Consider the following 17,293-nt stretch of genomic DNA (forward strand, 5'->3'; position numbering starts at 1 on the left):
GTTACCCTGGAGAGATTGATGAACCTTCGCACTCCCGCAGTGCGGCTGGGCTTGCTGCCCGCCAGCATCGCGATCGCGTTGACGCCGGCGATTGCCGGCGCGCAAGAGGCCGCCGCCTCGTCCACCACCACGCTGGACCGGATCGAAATCACCGGTTCGCGCATCCGTAGCGCCGACGTCGAAACCCAGCAGCCGATCCTGACCCTGGACCGCCAGGCGCTGGAGCGCCAGGGCTACACCTCGGTCGCCGACGTGCTGCAGAACCTGACCTCGGCCGGTTCCCCGGCGATCTCGCGCGCCGATGCGCTAGCGTCCGGCGAAAACGTCGGCGGCTACTACGTCGACCTGCGCAACCTCGGTGCCGAGCGTACCCTGGTGCTATTGAACGGCAAGCGCCTGGGTGCGACCACCTCCGGCCTGCAGGACCTGAGCCAGGTGCCGATGGCGGCGATCGAGCGCATCGAAGTGCTGAAGGACGGCGCCTCGTCGATCTACGGCTCCGACGCCATTGCCGGCGTGGTCAACGTCATCACCCGCAAGCGCTTCGACGGCGCCGAAGTCTCGGCCGAGTTCGGCCAGTTCGGCGAAGGCGACGGCAAGACCTCGCAGTACTCCTTCACCATCGGCACCCAGGGCGAGCGCGGTGGCGTGGCGCTGACCGCCGAGTATTCCAAGCAGGATCCGGTGTTCGCCAAGAACCGTTGGTTCAGCCGCGACGGCAGCCGTGGCCCGAACTCGACGCCGAGCGGCTGGAGTCCGATCAGCCAGAACGGCAGCTGGTGCAACCCGCTGACCGTGGATTGCTCGGATCCGGAAGCCGCTGTGTGGCAGACGCTGAACCAGGGCGGCAACCCGAACAATCCGGCCGACTACCATCCGCTGACCCCGGCCGAGTACGCCAACTCCAACCAGCAGATGATGGTGCAGACCGGCATCGAGCGTAAGTCGGTGTTCGCCAACGCCAACTACGATCTGACCGATGCGATTGTCTTCAATGCCGACATCCTCTACAACGAGCGCACCACCGATCAGCAGATCGCCGGCTATCCGTACCAGTCCGCCGCGTTCGGCACCCCGCTGGCCGGCGACAGCGCGTTCAACCCGATCGGCCAGGACATCGACTTCCGCCGCCGCCTGTGGGAAGTGCCGCGCACCACCGAGAGCAAGCTGAAGACCACGCGCTTCGCGCCGACCATCAGCGGCTCCTTCGAGTTCGCCGACAAGAGCTGGGACTGGGACGTCGGTGCGCTGTGGAACCGCAACGAGAGCACCAAGACCGGTCACGGCGACATGAGCCTGATCGCCTCGCGCCAGGCGCTGGGTTCGTCCTTCATCAACGCCAATGGCGTCGCCCAGTGCGGTACCGCCGCCGCGCCGGTCCCGCTGAGCGCCTGCCGCCCGTGGAACCCGCTGCTGCCGTACGGCGTGGCTGGCCCGGGTTCGCTGGCCGATGCGGACACCCAGGCGTTCCTGTTCCCGTACTTCACCGATACCGGCCTGACCAAGACCACCAGCTACACCGCCAACCTGAGCGGCACGCTGGCGACGCTGCCGGCGGGCGACCTCGGCATCGCGGTCGGCTACGAGCACCGCAAGGAAGAAGGCCGCTTCTCGCCGGACGCCTTCGCGCAGTCGGGTGAGAGCACCGGCCTGGGCGCCAAGACCACCGCCGGCAACTACGATCTGGACGAGTTCTACCTCGAGTTGAACGTGCCGATCCTGGCCGACATGGCGTTCGCCAAGCAGCTGACCCTGAACCTGGCCAGCCGCTACTCCGACTACAGCAACTTCGGCGACACGGTGAACTCCAAGTTCGGCTTCACCTGGAAGCCGATCGACGAGCTGCTGGTCCGCGGCACCTACGCCGAGGGCTTCCGCGCCCCGACGATCAGCGATCTGTATGGCGGCCTGAACAGCAGCTTCGAGTCGTACATCGATCCGTGCGGCGTGGGTGCGCCGAACAGCGTCAACGGCAATGCGGCGTGCGGCGCGGCCGGCGTGCCGGTCGGCTACACCCAGCTGGGCCAGGGCTACGTGCCGTGTTCGACCCTTCCTTGCCAGACCCCGGACGAGTTCATCAGCGGCTCCAACCCGAACCTGCGTCCGGAAACCTCCACCAGCAAGACCGCCGGTCTGGTGTGGAGCCCGCGCTGGGTACAGGGCCTGGACATCTCGCTGGATTGGTACCGCTACGAGATCAAGGACATGATCATCGCCGATAGCGTCGATCGCATCCTGCGCGACTGCTACGTGCTGGGCAATGCCGAGCGCTGCGCCGGCGTGACCCGCGCCGCCGACGGCCACATCTCTGCGATGACCTACGGTGTGGCCAACCTCGGCCAGATGGAGACCGAAGGCTACGATCTGGGCATCCGCTACCGTCTGCCGGAAATGGCGTTCGGCAAGATCATGATCGACTGGCAGACCAGCTACGTCAGCAAGTACGACGAAGCCGGCCAGAACGCTGCGGGCGACAACATCACCATCGGCAGTGTCGGTACTCCGGGCATCTTCCGCGTGCGTTCCAACCTGGGCGTGAACTGGACGCTGGGCGACTTCGGTGTGAATTACACCCTGCGCTACTACTCCGGCATGAAGGAAAAGTGCATCTCGCGCGCTGCTGACTACTGCGATGCGCCGGACCACTTCGCCAATGGCGAAGCCGATCCGCTGCGTCACACCGGTTCCAACACCTTCCACGACCTGCAGGTCAACTGGAAGGCGCCGTGGGACGCGACGATCGCCATCGGTGCGAACAATGTGTTCGACCACCGCGGTCCGCTGATGTACTCGGCCCCGGACAGCAGCTTCGCCTACTACGGCGGCTTCGACATCGGTCGCTACGTGTACATGAAGTACACCCAGCGCTTCTGATTTGATTGAACTAGCGCATGGCGGGCCAAGGCCCGCCATGCTTTTTTCTTAAAAAAGGATTTTATCGTGATTAGACATTTTCTGATTGGCGTGGTTGCTGTTGGTGCTGGAACGTTCTACGGTCCTTCGGCCGAAGCTGCTGCGATTCGATGTGAAAGCTGTCAGGATGATGGGGATTTTCGCGCAGAAGCCGTAAATCGCGGCACGGGTACGCACATTGTGTACAGCGTGAGTGGAAACAAGATCCAGCAGTGGTACGTGGGATCTGGTGGCGGCGGTGGTGGAGTTCCGCTCCGCACGACAACTGCGGCGAATCCGGTCGTTCGTAAACAGACGCCGCCGCCGGGTGCTTCCGAGGAAGTGAGACGTGCTCACGAACTTTATGTTAGCGGTGGTGGAACAATACGCCCTACTTACAATGTTCCGGTCAGCATGCTTGGACTTAACCCCGATGCTGCTAGCAAGACCGCATACGAATTCGTTCGGGACGCTAATTTGAGGGCGATGATCGAATCGGCGACCGGTAATGTAAATGTTATATCTTCAGTCGTTGGCGCCAATGTCCTTACGGCAATGACTGACTTGTTGCAGTTGGCATCCAACTACACCGGGCTGCGTGATCAGGCACGGATAATGTACAAGGTGGTTTTCAAGGATGGGTCTTATGTGACAATCATTGTCAATCTTGAAAATCAGAATGGAAATACGGAGCCCGGTAGTGCGCGTACCGGCGCTGGGCAGCTTATTCCCAGTGATATCCAGGAGGTTCAGGGGGATTGGACGGATTATGGTGGTGAAAATTTGAACCGCATGGCCGAGCACATGCAAAGTTTAGGCGCCACAATCAAAGTCGTCGGCTCCCAAGGTGGCTCGGTTCGCGCCATCAGTTGCAGCGGATCCGGCGTGCAGCAAGTTTGCCTCGTTCAGTATAGAACGCAGTAAGTCTTGTCCCCTGTTAAAAAAGACGGGCCTTGTGGCCCGTTTTTTTTGCGTTTATTTTCCGCGGAGGTCAAATTTTTCGTGCATAGGATGATGATTCCTACGCCGAGGTCAGTCCCATCAGGTTCTCGGCATGCTCGCGCCAGCTCGGCAGCTTGTTGAGCATGCCGGTCTTGGAGAGGTACTCCTCGTCGACCTCCGAGCCGCTGGCCAGCGCCATCGCCACGTGCACCGCGCCGGTGACCCAGAAGCTGCGGGTGCTGGAACGCTGCGGCTGGCGATGGAAGGCCACCGCCTCGATGATCGGCATCGGCAGGCCCCACAGGCCCAGCAGGTAGGCACCGGCTTCGGCGTGGCCCGGCCGGGTGTCGTTGGCATCGGTGGGCGGCTCGCGCTCGTCGCGCACGCCCGGCAGCAGCAGGCCGATGTCGGCCAGCAGCGCCGCGGTCGAACCGAGTTCGACGCTGGAAGCCGGCAGCATCTTCGCGGCCAGCTTGGACGCCAGTAGCGAGCGCTGCTGCAGCGCGTTGCGCTCGGTGTTGGACAGCGCCTGCACCGAGAACACTTCGCTGGCCAGGACCAAGTCGCGCAGGGTGGCGGTGCCCAGCCGGGTCACGGCGGTGCGCAGGTCGGAAATGGTGCGGCCGTTGGAGAAGAACGCCGAATTGCACAGCTGCAGCACCTTGGCCGCGATCGCCGGGTCGGCCGAGACTAGCTTGGCCAGGTCGGCGGCGTTGCTGCCTTCGTCCTGCTCCAGCGCGTGCATCAGGCTCAGGTACAGATGCGGCGGCGAGGGCAGCTTCTCGATGCGGCCGATGCTGGAACGCAGGCGCGGGTTGCCCAGCAGTTCCTGCAGTTCCTCCAGGCTGGTGACCGCCTCCAGCAGCATTTCGGGGGACAGCGGCAGCGGCAGGAACCGGTGGGCCACGCCGATGATCCGCGCCGGCGGCGCGCGATTGCTCTGTTCGGCCTCGATCAGCGCGATGCGGATGGTTTCCGGGCTCAGCGTGCGGATCTGGCCGAGCAGGGTGGCGGTGGTCAGGTCCGGCAGCGTCGGCGCGGCGATCACCGCATCCAGGCGCACCGTGGCCGCCGCGGCGATCGCGGCATTGCCGTCGGCAACGCTCTGGACCTGCCAGTCGTCGCCAAGATCGCGAATGTATTCAGTGACTTCGGACGGAAGGCTGGCTTCGTCGCCGACGAACAGGATGCGCAAGAGACTGTCCCCCAAGAAGAGCCGGATCGCGGACGGACCGGGCTCGGTGATGCCATGGCGCAATGTACCGCAAACCCCGAAGGGCGGCGCCCCGGCAACGGCAAAACGTGAAACGGATCAGCCACGGCGGGGCGGCAGCGCCCCGCCGTGGCGGCGGCTCAGGCGCCGGCTTCGAAGCGGGTCACGGACTCGCGCAGGATGCGCTTGGCTTCCTCGGCGTTGCCCCAGCCGTCGAGCTTGACCCACTTGCCCTTCTCCAGGTCCTTGTAGTGCTCGAAGAAGTGGCCGATGCGCTCCATCCAGTGGCCGGACACCTGGGTGATGTCCTCGATGTGCGCATAGCCCTGGAACACCTTGGCCACCGGCACCGCCAGGATCTTCTCGTCGCTACCGGCCTCGTCGCTCATCTTCAGCACGCCGACCGGGCGGCAGCGCACCACGCAGCCGGGCACCAGCGGCAGCGGCAGCACCACCAGCACGTCGGCCGGGTCGCCGTCGCCGCACAGGGTATTGGGCACGTAGCCGTAGTTGCACGGGTAGCGCATCGGGGTGGAGAGAATGCGGTCGACGAAGATGGCGCCGCTGGCCTTGTCCACTTCGTACTTGACCGGCTCGGAATCCTTCGGGATTTCGATGACGACGTTGATTTCTTCCGGCAGGTTCTTGCCGGAGGTGACCAGTTCCAGACCCATGCGCTAGCTCCAGTGGAGTGGCTTCTAAAGAGGCAGGCATTCTAGTCGGTTGGCTGTTGCAATGCAGCGCACGGCGGTTCGGAGGATTCCTACAGCGGTTTCGGACTCCATACCGGCCCGCATGGGGCGCATTCCGATGGTGCCGGAATCGGGTGGCGGCGATCCTGTGGCCACTGTCCCCACCCAAGGAGCAAGACGATGAACGGAATCCGGCAATCGATGCTGCCGCTGCTGCCGCTGCTGGCGGTGCTGGTCCTGGCCTGCGGCGGTGCGCAGGCGCGACAGGCGCAGCAGGCGCAACCGGCCTACGTGGATGCGATGGACTATCCCGCCCCGGGCGAGGGCTGGGAGGCGTTCTCCGACCTGGAGCAACGGCTGGCGCACGACTTCGACCAGCTCTGCGGCGACACCTTCTGCGAAGGCGACTACAGCGACTACCGGCCGCTGCGCTATCGCTGCTCGGTGCGCCAGCGCGACGGGGTGATCGGGGAGTGCATCTGGAGCTTCGGCGCCAGCGAGGCCAGCGTCGATCCGGACACCGGCCGGGTCGTGGTCGATGCGAGGCTGTGGCACTGCCGCACGCCGCTGCAGCCGCAGACCCGGCTGCACGCGCTGTACGCGGCGCTGTCGGGCGAGCGGCCGCTGTTCGCGCCGCTGCCGCACAGCGAGCACAGCATCAACGACGGTCTGATCGACTGCCTGTAGCGGCAAAGGACGCGCAGCAGGCACCGGCATGTCGCCGACGCCCGCTGCGCGTGTGGCTACAGCAGCGGCACCAGCAGCAACGCCACGATGTTGATGATCTTGATCAGCGGATTGATCGCCGGGCCGGCGGTGTCCTTGTACGGGTCGCCGACGGTGTCGCCGGTGACCGCGGCCTTGTGCGCCTCGCTGCCCTTGCCGCCGAAATGGCCGTCCTCGATGTACTTCTTGGCGTTGTCCCAGGCGCCGCCGCCGGTGGTCATGGAGATGGCCACGAACAGCCCGGTGACGATGGTGCCGATCAGCAGGCCGCCGAGCGCGCGCGGGCCCAGCAACAGGCCGACCACGATCGGCACCGCCACCGGCAGCAGCGAGGGCACGATCATTTCGCCGATCGCCGAGCGGGTCAGCATGTCCACCGCGCGGTCGTACTGCGGCTTGTCGGTGCCCTGCATGATCCCGGGAATCTCGCGGAACTGCCGTCGGACTTCCTCCACCACCGCGCCGGCGGCGCGGCCCACCGCTTCCATTGCCATCGCGCCGAACAGGTAGGGGATCAGGCCGCCGATCAGCAGGCCGATGATCACCGTGTGGTCCGATAGATCGAAGGCGAAGGTTTCGGTGGGGTGCGCGGCGCGCAGGTTGTGGGTGTAGTCGGCGAACAGCACCAGCGCCGCCAGGGCCGCCGAGCCGATCGCATAACCCTTGGTCACGGCCTTGGTGGTGTTGCCGACCGCGTCCAGCGGGTCGGTGACCGCGCGTACCTCCGGCGGCAGTTCCGCCATCTCGGCGATGCCGCCGGCGTTGTCGGTGATCGGGCCGTAGGCGTCCAGCGCCACGATCATGCCGGCCATCGACAGCATCGCGGTGGCGGCGATGGCGATGCCGTACAGGCCCGACAGCGCGAACGCGCCCCAGATCGCGGCGCACACCGCGATCACCGGCAGCGCAGTGGACTTCATCGAGATGCCGAGCCCGGCGATGATGTTGGTGCCATGGCCGGTGGTCGAGGCCTGCGCCACGTGCTGCACCGGCTTGTACTGGGTGCCGGTGTAGTACTCGGTGATCCACACGATCAGCCCGGTCAGCGCCAGCCCGATCAGCGCGCAGCCGTAGAGCTTGCCGGCACCGGCGGCGGTGTCGCCCATCAGTTGCTGGGTCACCGGCCAGAACGCCAGCGCCGCCAGCACCGCCGAGACCACCACGCCCTTGTACAGCGCGCCCATGATCGAGCCGCCCGGGCGCACGCGCACGAAGAAGGTGCCGACGATCGAGGCGACGATCGACACCCCGCCCAGCACCAGCGGATACAGCACCGCGTTGCGCCCGGCCTCGGCGGCCATCAGCCCGCCCAGCAGCATCGTCGCGATCACCGTGACCGCGTAGGTCTCGAACAGGTCGGCGGCCATGCCGGCGCAGTCGCCGACGTTGTCGCCGACGTTGTCGGCGATCACCGCCGGATTGCGCGGATCGTCCTCGGGAATGCCGGCCTCGACCTTGCCGACCAGGTCCGCGCCGACGTCGGCGCCCTTGGTGAAGATGCCGCCGCCCAGGCGCGCGAAGATCGAGATCAGCGAACTGCCGAAGGCCAGGCCGACCAGCGCATGCAGGCTGTCGCCGACGCTGTGTCCCAGCCATTGCAGCAGGCCGTAGTAGCCGGCCACGCCGATCAGGCCCAGCCCGACCACCAGCATGCCGGTGATCGCGCCGCCGCGGAACGCGACCGCCATCGCCGGCGCCAGCCCGCGCCGCGCCGCTTCGGCGGTACGCACGTTGGCGCGCACCGACAGGTTCATGCCGATGTAGCCGGCGACCCCGGACAGCACCGCGCCGATCGCGAAGCCGCCGGCGGTGTACCAGCTCAGGAACACCCCGACCAGCACCAGCAGGACCGCGCCGGCGATGGCGATGGTCAGGTACTGTCGGTTGAGGTAGGCGCGGGCGCCTTCCTGGATCGCATCGGCGATCTGCCGCATGCGTTCGTTGCCGGCGGGCTGCGCCAGGATCCAGCGCGTGGAGACGATGCCGTAGAGCACCGCCAGAGCCGCGCACGCCAGTGCCACGGTGACCGCATATCGTTCCAGCATGACCCCTCCCAAGGATGTGGATGGCGCCCAAGCGCTGGACATACCGGGGGATCACACCGTAGGAGCTGAAGCATGCAACGACTCCGCGGCCACAACGCGCGCCGCTGGTGCGTATCGCAATGTCATCTGGCCTGAACGTGGGCGAGTATGCGCCTGCCTCCGTGATGCCGCCAGCGACCAGGCAGGGCGTCTCACTTTTGGCGTGCGGTTCAGTCTGTGCGTGGCAGCGTGGCGCATCGCTTCCCAGGAGCCCTCCGATGCAATCGACGATTTCCCCAAGGCTGCGCGCACGCGCCTCGATCCTGGCCCTCGGCATGTGTGCGCTGGCGCCGCTGGCCGCTGCAGCCGCCGACCCGACCCCGGAACTGCAGCGCCCGGCCAGCGCGCCGCAGGCGGTGGGCGTGGTGCATACCATCCGCCAGATCCCCGAGGCCTGCGTGCGCTTCGAGGGCGAGTACACCGGCGATGCGGCGCAGCCCTACCGCTTCTCCGCGGTGCGCAGCAGCCCGACCTGCCAGCCGCGCGCCAGGCTGGTCGAGTTCGATCAGGCCAAGCCCAGCGAGGCCACCGGTTGGAAGTTCAACGATCTGATCCGCGTGCCCAGCGCCGCCTGTCCGTCGCAGCAGGCGGTGGTGCGGGTGTGGCGCAAGCCGGTGGCGCTGAACACCGAGCGCGATGGTCAGGGCCAGTCGCGGATCTATCTGGAAGAGGCCAAGCAGCAGGCGGCCGCCGGCAAGGTCCCGCAGGTGCCGCAGTTCACCGCGCAGATGACGGTGGAAGGCAAGGCCTGCCGCTGAGCGGGAGGATTGTCGAGCCGCCTCGGCCGTCACGCCTGCATCGCGCAGGCAGGGCGGCTGCGATCGCCGATCCGTCGCATGCGGCGCGCGCGGTGCCTCAGGTCGGCACGGTGCCGGTGTGCCGTCGCCGCCATTCGTCGGCGACGTCGCCCATGGTCTTGGCGACGCCGTTCCTGATCCAGGCCATGAACGCCCGGTCGAACGCGAAGCCGTCGCCGCACATGGTCACGAGGAAGCGGCGCACGTTCTGCGTGTTGCGATAGTGCTCGTCCACCGGCGTCGCACGGGTGATTGGGTCGCTGTGCCAATCGAAGCGCACTGGGCCGGACGCGCTGCTTGGGTCTTCGTGCGTGTCGCGCATCCTGGTGGCCTCGTCTTCTCTCAAGCTGCAGGCAATCCGACATCTGTGGTGGATGCGCCAGGATCCCTGCAGCGTCCTGTCGCGATCCCCCGATCGGTCCGGCGCAGCGCCTGCAGAGGCTGGCGCCGACGGCGACATCCCGCGCGCGACGGCGTGCACCGATGACGTCATGCCGATCGTGCGCCCGCGCTGTCAGCCCTCCCAGGCCGGCAGCTTCTTCTTCACCGCCACGTTCTTCAGTGCCACGTACTTGGGCAGGCCGTCCGTGCCGTAGGGCAGCGGCGCCTCGCCGCGGATCAGCGGCTGCAGGTAGCGGCGCGCCTTGTCGGTGATGCCGAAGCCATCCTTGCGCAGGAAACCGGCGGGCATCTTCTTCTCGTGGTTGGCGACCTTGTGCAGTGGCGCCGCCTCGATCTTCCAGCGGTACGGCGCATCGCTGCTGCGCACGATGGCCGGCATCACCGCGTTCATGCCCTTCAGCGCAAACTGCACCGCGGCCTTGCCGACCGCCTGCGCCTGCTCCCAGTCGGTGCGCGAGGCGAGGTGGCGGGCCGAACGCTGCAGGTAGTCGGGCAGGGTCCAGTGCACCTTGTAGCCGAGCTCGGCCTTGACCCTGCCGGCCAGGTAGGACGCCACGCCGCCGAGCTGGCTGTGGCCGAACGCATCGGTGCCGCCGCCGGCATCGGCGACGAAGCGGCCGTCGGCGGTCTGGATGCCTTCGCTGGCCACCACCACGCACCAGCCGACCCTGTCCACCACCTTGCGCACCTGCGCCAGGAAGGCGGCCTCGTCGTAGGCGCGTTCGGGGAACAGGATGATCTGCGGCGCGTCGTCCGGCGATTGCGCGGCCAGTCCGGCGGCGGCGGCCAGCCAGCCGGCATGGCGGCCCATGGCCTCGTAGACAAATACCTTGGTCGAGGTTTCGGCCATCGCCGCCACGTCCAGCGCCGCCTCGCGCACCGACACCGCGGTGTACTTGGCCGCCGAGCCGAAGCCCGGGCAGGTGTCGGTGACCGCCAGGTCGTTGTCGATGGTCTTGGGCACGCCGATGCAGTGCAGCGGGTAGCCGAACGCCTGCGCCAGCTGCGAGACCTTCCACGCGGTGTCGGCCGAATCGTTGCCGCCGTTGTAGAGGAAGTAGCGCACGTCGTGCGCCTGCAGTACCTGCAGCAGGCGCTCGTACTTGGCGCGGTCGGCCTCCAGCGACTTGAGCTTGTAGCGGCACGAGCCGAACGCGCCGCCGGGTGTATGGGCCAGCGCGGCGATCGCCGCCGCCGACTCCTTGGAGGTGTCGATCAGGTCCTCGCGCAGCGCGCCGAGGATGCCGTTGCGCGCGGCCAGCACCTTGACCTTGCGCGCCCGCGCTTCGCCGATGACGGCGGCGGCGCTGGCGTTGATGACGGCGGTGACGCCGCCGGACTGGGCGTACAGCAGGGTGCCTTGGGCCATGGTCGGGGTTCGCTCCTGGGGTGGGGACATTGCCGGGACATTGCCCGGATGCGGTAAGCTGGGGCTCTTGCGGTGCAGCGCAGGCGTGGCCCCCGAGTCTAACGCCGCCGGCCGCGCACGGTACTTTCCTCGAGGAGTCAGGTTGATGCGATTGGTTCTGTTGGGACCGCCCGGATCGGGCAAGGGCACGCAGGCGGCCCGCCTGAAGGACAAGCTGCAGATCCCGCACATCTCCACCGGCGATCTGCTGCGCGCCGAAGTCGCCGCCGGCACCCCGCTGGGCGTGCAGGCCAAGGAAGTGATGGCGCGCGGCGACCTGGTCTCCGACGACATCCTGCTCGGCATGCTCGAATCGCGCCTCGGCCGCGACGACGTGCGCAACGGCTTCATCCTCGACGGCTACCCGCGCAACCTGGCCCAGGCCGGCGCGCTGGACGAACTGCTGGCCAAGCTCGGCCAGCCGCTGGACGCGGTGGTGCAGCTGGACGTGGCCAACGAACTGCTGGTCGAGCGCATCGCCGGCCGCGCCAAGGCCGAAGGCCGCGAGGACGACAATCCCGAGTCGGTGCGCAAGCGCCTGCAGGTCTACACCGATTCGACCGCGCCGGTGATCGGCTTCTACGACAAGCGCGGCACGCTGGCGCGGGTCGATGGCGTCGGCTCGCTGGACGAGGTGCTCGCCCGCATCCTGGCGGCGATCGGCCGCTGAGGCGGCACGGCACGCCGGCGCCCGCCGCGGGTGCCGGTCGTGCAGACGGCGCCGTACCGGTGGCGGTGCGCCTCCCGTCACGACGCGCCACGCCCGCCCGTACGAGCGGTTTCCCGACACGCATACCCGGTAAGGCACGCCGCGGCTGAAACCGCTCCTGCGGCGGTAAAGCGACGTAAGGACATGTCCTGCTGCGCTGCGCACAGCGAGTGGCCACCGTGGGCGCGCATCCCGCCTGCCAATGGAGGGCAGGGATCGGGGAAAGAAGGTGCCAGCGAACGGGCTTGCTCAGAGCCCCACGACATGAGCTCCCTTGGGGATGGTCTCTTGGGGAGTAGAACCACAGGGTGTCGAGGCTGGCCCGTTCATTCTCGGCGTCGGCTCCCGACTTGCCTATCGGGGACTTTCCTCAGCGGATGTGGGGGATTCCCTACTTGACGGCGCCGCGCCACGATTGCCCCGGATCGGTCCCACGGCCTGCCTGCCACGGCCAACGGCCGCACCTGCGCCGGTTTGCGTGCGCCGGGGGATCGGCGACAATCGGGCCATGAGCAAGATCCATATTCTCGGCATCGCCGGTACGTTCATGGGCGGTGTCGCCGCGCTGGCGCGCGAACTCGGCCATGCGGTCGAAGGCAGCGACCAGGCGATCTACCCGCCGATGTCCACACAACTGGAACACCTGGGCATCGCGCTGAAGCAGGGCTACCTGCCCGAGCACATCGCCGCGGACTGCGACCAGGTGATCGTCGGCAACGCGCTGTCGCGCGGCAACGCGGCGGTGGAGGCGGTGCTCGACGCCGGGCGCGCCTACACCTCGGGTGCGCAATGGTTGAGCGAGCAGGTGCTGCCGGGACGCGACACCCTCGCGGTGGCCGGCACCCACGGCAAGACCACCACCACCAGCATCCTGACCTGGCTGCTGCAGGCGGCGGGGCGCGAACCGGGCTTCCTGATTGGCGGGGTGGCCGAGGATTTCGGCGTGTCCGCGCGGCTGGGGTTGCCGGTCGCCCAACCCTCATCCGGCGCTGCGCGCCAGTGTCTCCCGGGGGGAGAAGGGGAGCAGGGGGCCGAGCTGGCGGAGCGGCCGCTGTTCGTCGTCGAGGCCGATGAGTACGACACCGCGTTCTTCGACAAGCGCAGCAAGTTCGTGCACTACCGGCCGCTGGTGGCGATCCTCAACAACCTCGAGTACGACCATGCCGACATCTTCCCCGACGTCGCCGCGATCCAGCGCCAGTTCCACCATCTGGTGCGGACCGTGCCGCGCCGCGGGCGGCTGATCGTCAATGGCGAGGACGCGCACCTGCGCGAGGTGCTGGCGATGGGCTGCTGGACCCCGGTGGAGCGTTTCGGCTTCGATCCCGGCTTCGACTGGAGCGCGCGCCTGATCGCCGCCGACGGCAGCCGCTTCGCGGTGCTGCACCAGGGCCGCGAACTGGGCGAGGTGGAATGGCCGCTGCTCGGCCGCCACAACGTGATGAACGCGCTGGCCGCGCTGGCCGCCGCCCATGCGGTGGGCGTGGTGCCGGCGCAGGTGATGCCGGCGCTGGCGCGCTTCCGCAGCGTCAAGCGGCGCCTGGAAGTGCTCGGCCAGGCGCAGGGCATCACCGTGTACGACGACTTCGCCCACCATCCCACCGCCATCCGCACCACGCTCGAAGGCCTGCGCGCCAGGGTCGGTGCCGCGCGCATCGTGGTGGCGATGGAGCCGCGCAGCAATTCGATGCGGCTGGGCGCGCATGCCGAGGCGCTGGCGCCGTCGCTGGAGGCCGCCGACGCGGTGGTGTTCCTGCAGCGGCCGGAACTGGCCTGGGATGCGGGCAAGGTGATCGCCGCGGTACGCGGCGAGGCCTGCGCGGCGCCCGACGTGGACGCCCTGCTGGCCGCACTGCAGGCACAGGCGCGCGCGGGCGACCATGTGGTGTTCATGTCCAACGGCGGCTTCGACGGCGCGCCGCGCCGCTTCCTGGCCGCGATGCAATGAGCGTCGTCGGGCACGGCGGAGCCGGCGCGTGAGCGCGCAGCGGAGCACGCTGCCGCTGTTCCCGCTGCACGCGGTGCTGCTGCCCGGCGCCTCGATCAAGCTGCGGGTGTTCGAGCGCCGCTACCTGGACCTGGTCCGCGAATGTGGGCGCAGCGACAGCGGCTTCGGCGTCTGCCTGATCCTGGACGGCAGCGAGACCGGCGCCCCGGCGGTGCCGGCGGCGTTCGGCACCGAGGCGCGCATCGTCGATTTCGATGTCGGCGCCGATGGCGTGCTGGTGCTGAGCCTGCGCGGCGCGCGGCGCTTCCACGTGCTGCGCAGCCGGGTCCGCGACAACGGCCTGGTGGTCGGCGACGTGGAATGGCGCGAGGCCGATGGCGACGACGAACTGCGTCCGCAGCATGCGCTGTTGGCGACCGTGCTCGACAGCATTCTCGACCAGGCCGCCGCGGTGTATCCGCTGGCCGGCCCGCGCCAGCTCGACCAGGCCGCCTGGGTCGGCTGGCGCATGGCCGAACTGCTGCCGCTGGACGAGCGCCAGCGCCTGTCGCTGCTGCAGGAAGACGACCCGCACGCGCGACTGGACCAGTTGCTGGCCTGGATTCCCTGAGCGAGGCAGGCGAGGGCGGTGTCGCCGTCCTGGCCTGACGTGGAGCGCGGCGGCCGGCATCCGTGCGGCGCTGCGCCATCATCGCCACGATCGCCGCGCGTTGTTCTCGATGGGTCATGCCACAGGCGGGCCACGTGCGCGCCGCAGCCGGCATTCAGCGCGCCGCTAGCAGGCGCGGGCCACGCTTGGCAGCGATCGGCGGCCGCGCCCGGCCGCCGGCAACGGCATCCCGCCCTGGCGGCCTGACGTCCTATCCACGCACGATCGAGGACTTCGTATGAAGCGTTCCTTCCTGCTGTTGTTGCTGTCCGCCGGCGGCGGTCCGAGCCTGCCCGCCATCGCCGCCGAGACGTCCCCCGCGCCCGCGCCCGCTGCCGCAGCGGGCCAGGCCGACTGCCCGCGCGGTTCCATCGCCCTGGTCACCGGCAATGCCGATCAGGTGTCGCCCAAGACCTGCCTGGCGCCGTCGATGAAGCCGTTCGCCCTGCAGCGCGGGCAACTGTTCGCGGTCACCCTCTCCGAAAACGGGTCGACCGGCAGTGCCTGGGCCTTGCGCAGCTTGCCCGCGCCGCTGGCGCTGCTCGACATCGAGCATGCACCCGGCACGGCCTGCGCCACCGGTCGCATGGGTTGCCCCAGCACTGTCACCTACACCTTCAAGGCCACCGATCACGGCAGCGGCGCGATCGATCTCGTCTACTCGCGGCATTGGGAGGACCGTGCCACCGACTCGCGTTCGATCCGTGTCGAGGTGAAGTAGCCGCCATCGCCCGCCGCCGGCGCCTGCAGCGCGGCGCAGCGCCGGTGTGGCACCGATCGGTTCGAGAGGGGTTGAGGCGTAACGCCGCCGCCGCTCAGGGCGACGGCGGCGCTTCGCCTTCGCTGCGTACCAGCAGCACCGGGATCTCGCTGCGGCGGTGCATGTCCTTGCGCGTGGGCAGCGCGTGCAGCGCCTCGGTCACGGCGTTGAGCGCCGGATCGGCGCCGCGCAGCGGCCGCCACAACCCGATCAGGTTGAAGTGGCGTTCGTAGCGCAGGCTCTGCGCGCTGCCCAGCCACAGCGGCACGTTGCCCGGCTGCAGGCGGGCCGGCGCCGGCCACAGGCGCAGCGCGTACAGCTCGTCCGGATTCGGGCCGGGGCGCAGCATCAGCAGCGATTCGACCCGCGTGTCCAGCGTCGCCGGCAGCACCGGCACCTGCGCCGGCGTGGCCTTGTAGTCGAGCAACTGCAGCGCCTGCTGCCAGCCGGCCTGCGGCTGCACGCGCCAGCCGGCCGCTTCGAGCTGGCGCTGCAGCGGCGCCAGTGGCCCGGCCACCTGGATGTCCAACGGCCAGCGTTGGTCGTCGTCGAACTCGTTGCGCCGCGACGGCAGGGTGCGCCAGTCGTGCTGCCACCAGGCCGCGTCCGCCAGTTGCGTGACCTGCGGCGGCGGCGGTTCGAACTTGGCCAGCTTGCGTTCCAGCTGGCGCGGCGCGTACCACAGCGCGGCGATCGCGAAGCCGCCGTAGAACAGCCAGGCCAGCGGCTTCATCCAGAACCCGCGGTTGAAGCGGCGGCGGTAGGCGATGCCCAGCACCAGCAGCCAGAAGATGCCGAACAGCATGCCGCCGACCACGTCGCTGAGCCAGTGCGCGCCCAGGTACAGCCGGGCGAAGCCGATCAGGGTCACTACCGCGCCGGACAGCAGGTACGGCCACACCCGCGAGCGCCCGGGCAACTCGCGCGCGATCAGCACCGCGAAGAAGCCGAAGCTGATGGTGGCCATGGTCACCGCCACCGAGGGGAAGCCGAAACCGCTGCTGGCCGCTGGCGGCCGTACCACGTGCACGGTGGTGCCGAGCAGCTTGGTCAGGGCCAGGCCGAACGCCAGCGCCGCCAGCCAGTGCGCCGCGGCCATCCAGCGTCGGCGCCAGGCGAGGTAGAGCAGGCCCAGCGCGGTCGGCGGCAGCAGCACCTGCCAGTCGCCGAGCGAGGCCAGTGCGGTCATCGGATAGTCGGCCAGCGGGTTGCGCAGGGCCAGCATCAGGTCGTGCACGGCCAGGTCCAGGCGCAGCGGCTCGCCGTGCGCCACCACCACCATCAGCAGCGCGAACCAGCCCCAGCCCAGCGCCAGCAGCATCACCGCCAGCATCGCCAGCGGCACCGATTCGCGGCGCTGCGGATCGAACACCGCGATCGAATAGCGGCCCAGCACCGGATGCCGGCGCGACCAGTCCAGGCCGCGCGCCAGCAGTGCGTCCATGTGCCCGGCCGACCAGCGGTAGCCGTACAGCACGATGGCCCACACCAGGCCCAGCGCCAGCGCCAGCAGGCCCAGCACCAGGAACAGGCGCCCGGCGACCGCGGCCACCGCGTCGTAGGCCTGGCCCAGCAGCCAGCCCGGTCCCAGGAACAGCAGCGACCAGGTCACCGCGGCCACGCTGCTGGGCAGCAGATAGCTCCGCAGCGGCATCTTCATCATGCCCGCCACCGCCGGCACGAACGGACGGATGGCGCCGACGTAGCGCGCCACCAGGATGCTCTTGAAGGCGTTGCGGCGAAACATCGCCTCGCCGCGGTCGAGCAACTGCGGATAGCGCTTGAACGGCCAGTAGTTGCGCAGCTGATGGCCCCAGCGATAGCCGACCCAGTAGCTGAGCGCATCGCCGATCAGCGCGCCGAGCGCGGCGCTGACCACCGCGTACGGGCCGGAGATCTGGCCCAGGCCGATCAGCACGCCGATCGCGAACAGCAGCGGCAGCGCCGGCACCAGAGTGCCGAGGATGATGACCGCATCGCAGAACGCGATGGCGAAGATGACCGCGCCGGCCAGGATGGGGTGTGCTGCGATCCACTCCAGCGTGGCATCGGTCCATGAGGCATTCATCGG

14 protein-coding genes are annotated in these 17,293 nt (G+C 68.5%); 8 read left to right on the forward strand and 6 right to left on the reverse strand.

The features are described from left to right. Positions 1 to 18: 18 nt before the first annotated feature. The gene (locus CEK65_RS05210) at positions 19 to 2,874 is read left to right on the forward strand and encodes a TonB-dependent receptor (RefSeq protein WP_152180992.1); all 2,856 of its coding nucleotides are present in this window, start codon (positions 19 to 21) and stop codon (positions 2,872 to 2,874) included. A gap of 66 nt (positions 2,875 to 2,940) precedes the next feature. Continuing rightward, on the forward strand, positions 2,941 to 3,816 hold the full coding sequence (locus tag CEK65_RS21130; RefSeq protein ID WP_223875541.1) for a hypothetical protein: 876 nt from the start codon (positions 2,941 to 2,943) through the stop codon (positions 3,814 to 3,816). A 97-nt stretch (positions 3,817 to 3,913) separates the two neighbouring features. On the opposite strand, the gene CEK65_RS05220 is transcribed toward CEK65_RS21130, so the two are convergent. After that, complete coding sequence (locus CEK65_RS05220) at positions 3,914 to 5,029, reverse strand: HDOD domain-containing protein (protein WP_148829581.1); 1,116 nt, start codon at positions 5,027 to 5,029, stop codon at positions 3,914 to 3,916. 158 nt (positions 5,030 to 5,187) lie between these two features. After that, the gene (gene ppa, locus CEK65_RS05225) at positions 5,188 to 5,721 is read right to left on the reverse strand and encodes an inorganic diphosphatase (RefSeq protein ID WP_017917485.1); all 534 of its coding nucleotides are present in this window, start codon (positions 5,719 to 5,721) and stop codon (positions 5,188 to 5,190) included. Between the two features lie 198 nt (positions 5,722 to 5,919). Between ppa and CEK65_RS05230 the strand changes: the two genes are divergently transcribed. Further along, a complete protein-coding gene (locus CEK65_RS05230) occupies positions 5,920 to 6,426 on the forward strand; it encodes a hypothetical protein (RefSeq protein WP_152180993.1) in 507 nt (168 codons plus the stop codon). 56 nt (positions 6,427 to 6,482) lie between these two features. Here CEK65_RS05230 and CEK65_RS05235 read toward each other — a convergent pair whose 3' ends face one another. After that, a complete protein-coding gene (locus tag CEK65_RS05235) occupies positions 6,483 to 8,510 on the reverse strand; it encodes a sodium-translocating pyrophosphatase (protein ID WP_152180994.1) in 2,028 nt (675 codons plus the stop codon). 314 nt (positions 8,511 to 8,824) lie between these two features. Here CEK65_RS05235 and CEK65_RS05240 point away from each other — a divergent pair, with 314 nt between their 5' ends. After that, a complete protein-coding gene (locus CEK65_RS05240; RefSeq protein WP_026143977.1) occupies positions 8,825 to 9,307 on the forward strand; it encodes a hypothetical protein in 483 nt (160 codons plus the stop codon). Between the two features lie 97 nt (positions 9,308 to 9,404). On the opposite strand, the gene CEK65_RS05245 is transcribed toward CEK65_RS05240, so the two are convergent. After that, a complete protein-coding gene (locus CEK65_RS05245; RefSeq protein ID WP_152180996.1) occupies positions 9,405 to 9,668 on the reverse strand; it encodes a DUF6434 domain-containing protein in 264 nt (87 codons plus the stop codon). Positions 9,669 to 9,860: 192 nt separating this feature from the next. Further along, on the reverse strand, positions 9,861 to 11,117 hold the full coding sequence (locus CEK65_RS05250) for a 6-phosphofructokinase (RefSeq protein ID WP_152180997.1): 1,257 nt from the start codon (positions 11,115 to 11,117) through the stop codon (positions 9,861 to 9,863). A 145-nt stretch (positions 11,118 to 11,262) separates the two neighbouring features. Between CEK65_RS05250 and CEK65_RS05255 the strand changes: the two genes are divergently transcribed. The 4 genes from CEK65_RS05255 to CEK65_RS05270 all read left to right on the forward strand — a co-directional run bounded on the left by CEK65_RS05255 (position 11,263) and on the right by CEK65_RS05270 (position 15,183). Next, on the forward strand, positions 11,263 to 11,826 hold the full coding sequence (locus tag CEK65_RS05255) for an adenylate kinase (RefSeq protein WP_010343370.1): 564 nt from the start codon (positions 11,263 to 11,265) through the stop codon (positions 11,824 to 11,826). Positions 11,827 to 12,373: 547 nt separating this feature from the next. Further along, positions 12,374 to 13,813: a UDP-N-acetylmuramate:L-alanyl-gamma-D-glutamyl-meso-diaminopimelate ligase gene (mpl, locus tag CEK65_RS05260; RefSeq protein WP_152180998.1), complete on the forward strand. Its 1,440-nt coding sequence runs from the start codon at positions 12,374 to 12,376 to the stop codon at positions 13,811 to 13,813. A 28-nt stretch (positions 13,814 to 13,841) separates the two neighbouring features. Then, entirely contained in the window at positions 13,842 to 14,423 is a 582-nt protein-coding gene (locus tag CEK65_RS05265) for an LON peptidase substrate-binding domain-containing protein (protein ID WP_152180999.1), read from the forward strand. A gap of 277 nt (positions 14,424 to 14,700) precedes the next feature. Next, positions 14,701 to 15,183, forward strand: coding sequence for a protease inhibitor I42 family protein (locus CEK65_RS05270; RefSeq protein ID WP_152181000.1), 483 nt, complete (start codon positions 14,701 to 14,703; stop codon positions 15,181 to 15,183). Between the two features lie 94 nt (positions 15,184 to 15,277). Here the strand turns inward: CEK65_RS05270 and CEK65_RS05275 are convergent, their stop codons facing one another. Beyond that, positions 15,278 to 17,290 (reverse strand): bifunctional DedA family/phosphatase PAP2 family protein, encoded by a 2,013-nt coding sequence (locus tag CEK65_RS05275; RefSeq protein WP_152181001.1) that lies wholly within the window; start codon positions 17,288 to 17,290, stop codon positions 15,278 to 15,280. Positions 17,291 to 17,293: the final 3 nt, after the last annotated feature.

The organism is Xanthomonas sp. LMG 12459 (assembly GCF_009192905.1).
GTDB classification, from domain to species: Bacteria; Pseudomonadota; Gammaproteobacteria; order Xanthomonadales; family Xanthomonadaceae; genus Xanthomonas_A; species Xanthomonas_A sontii.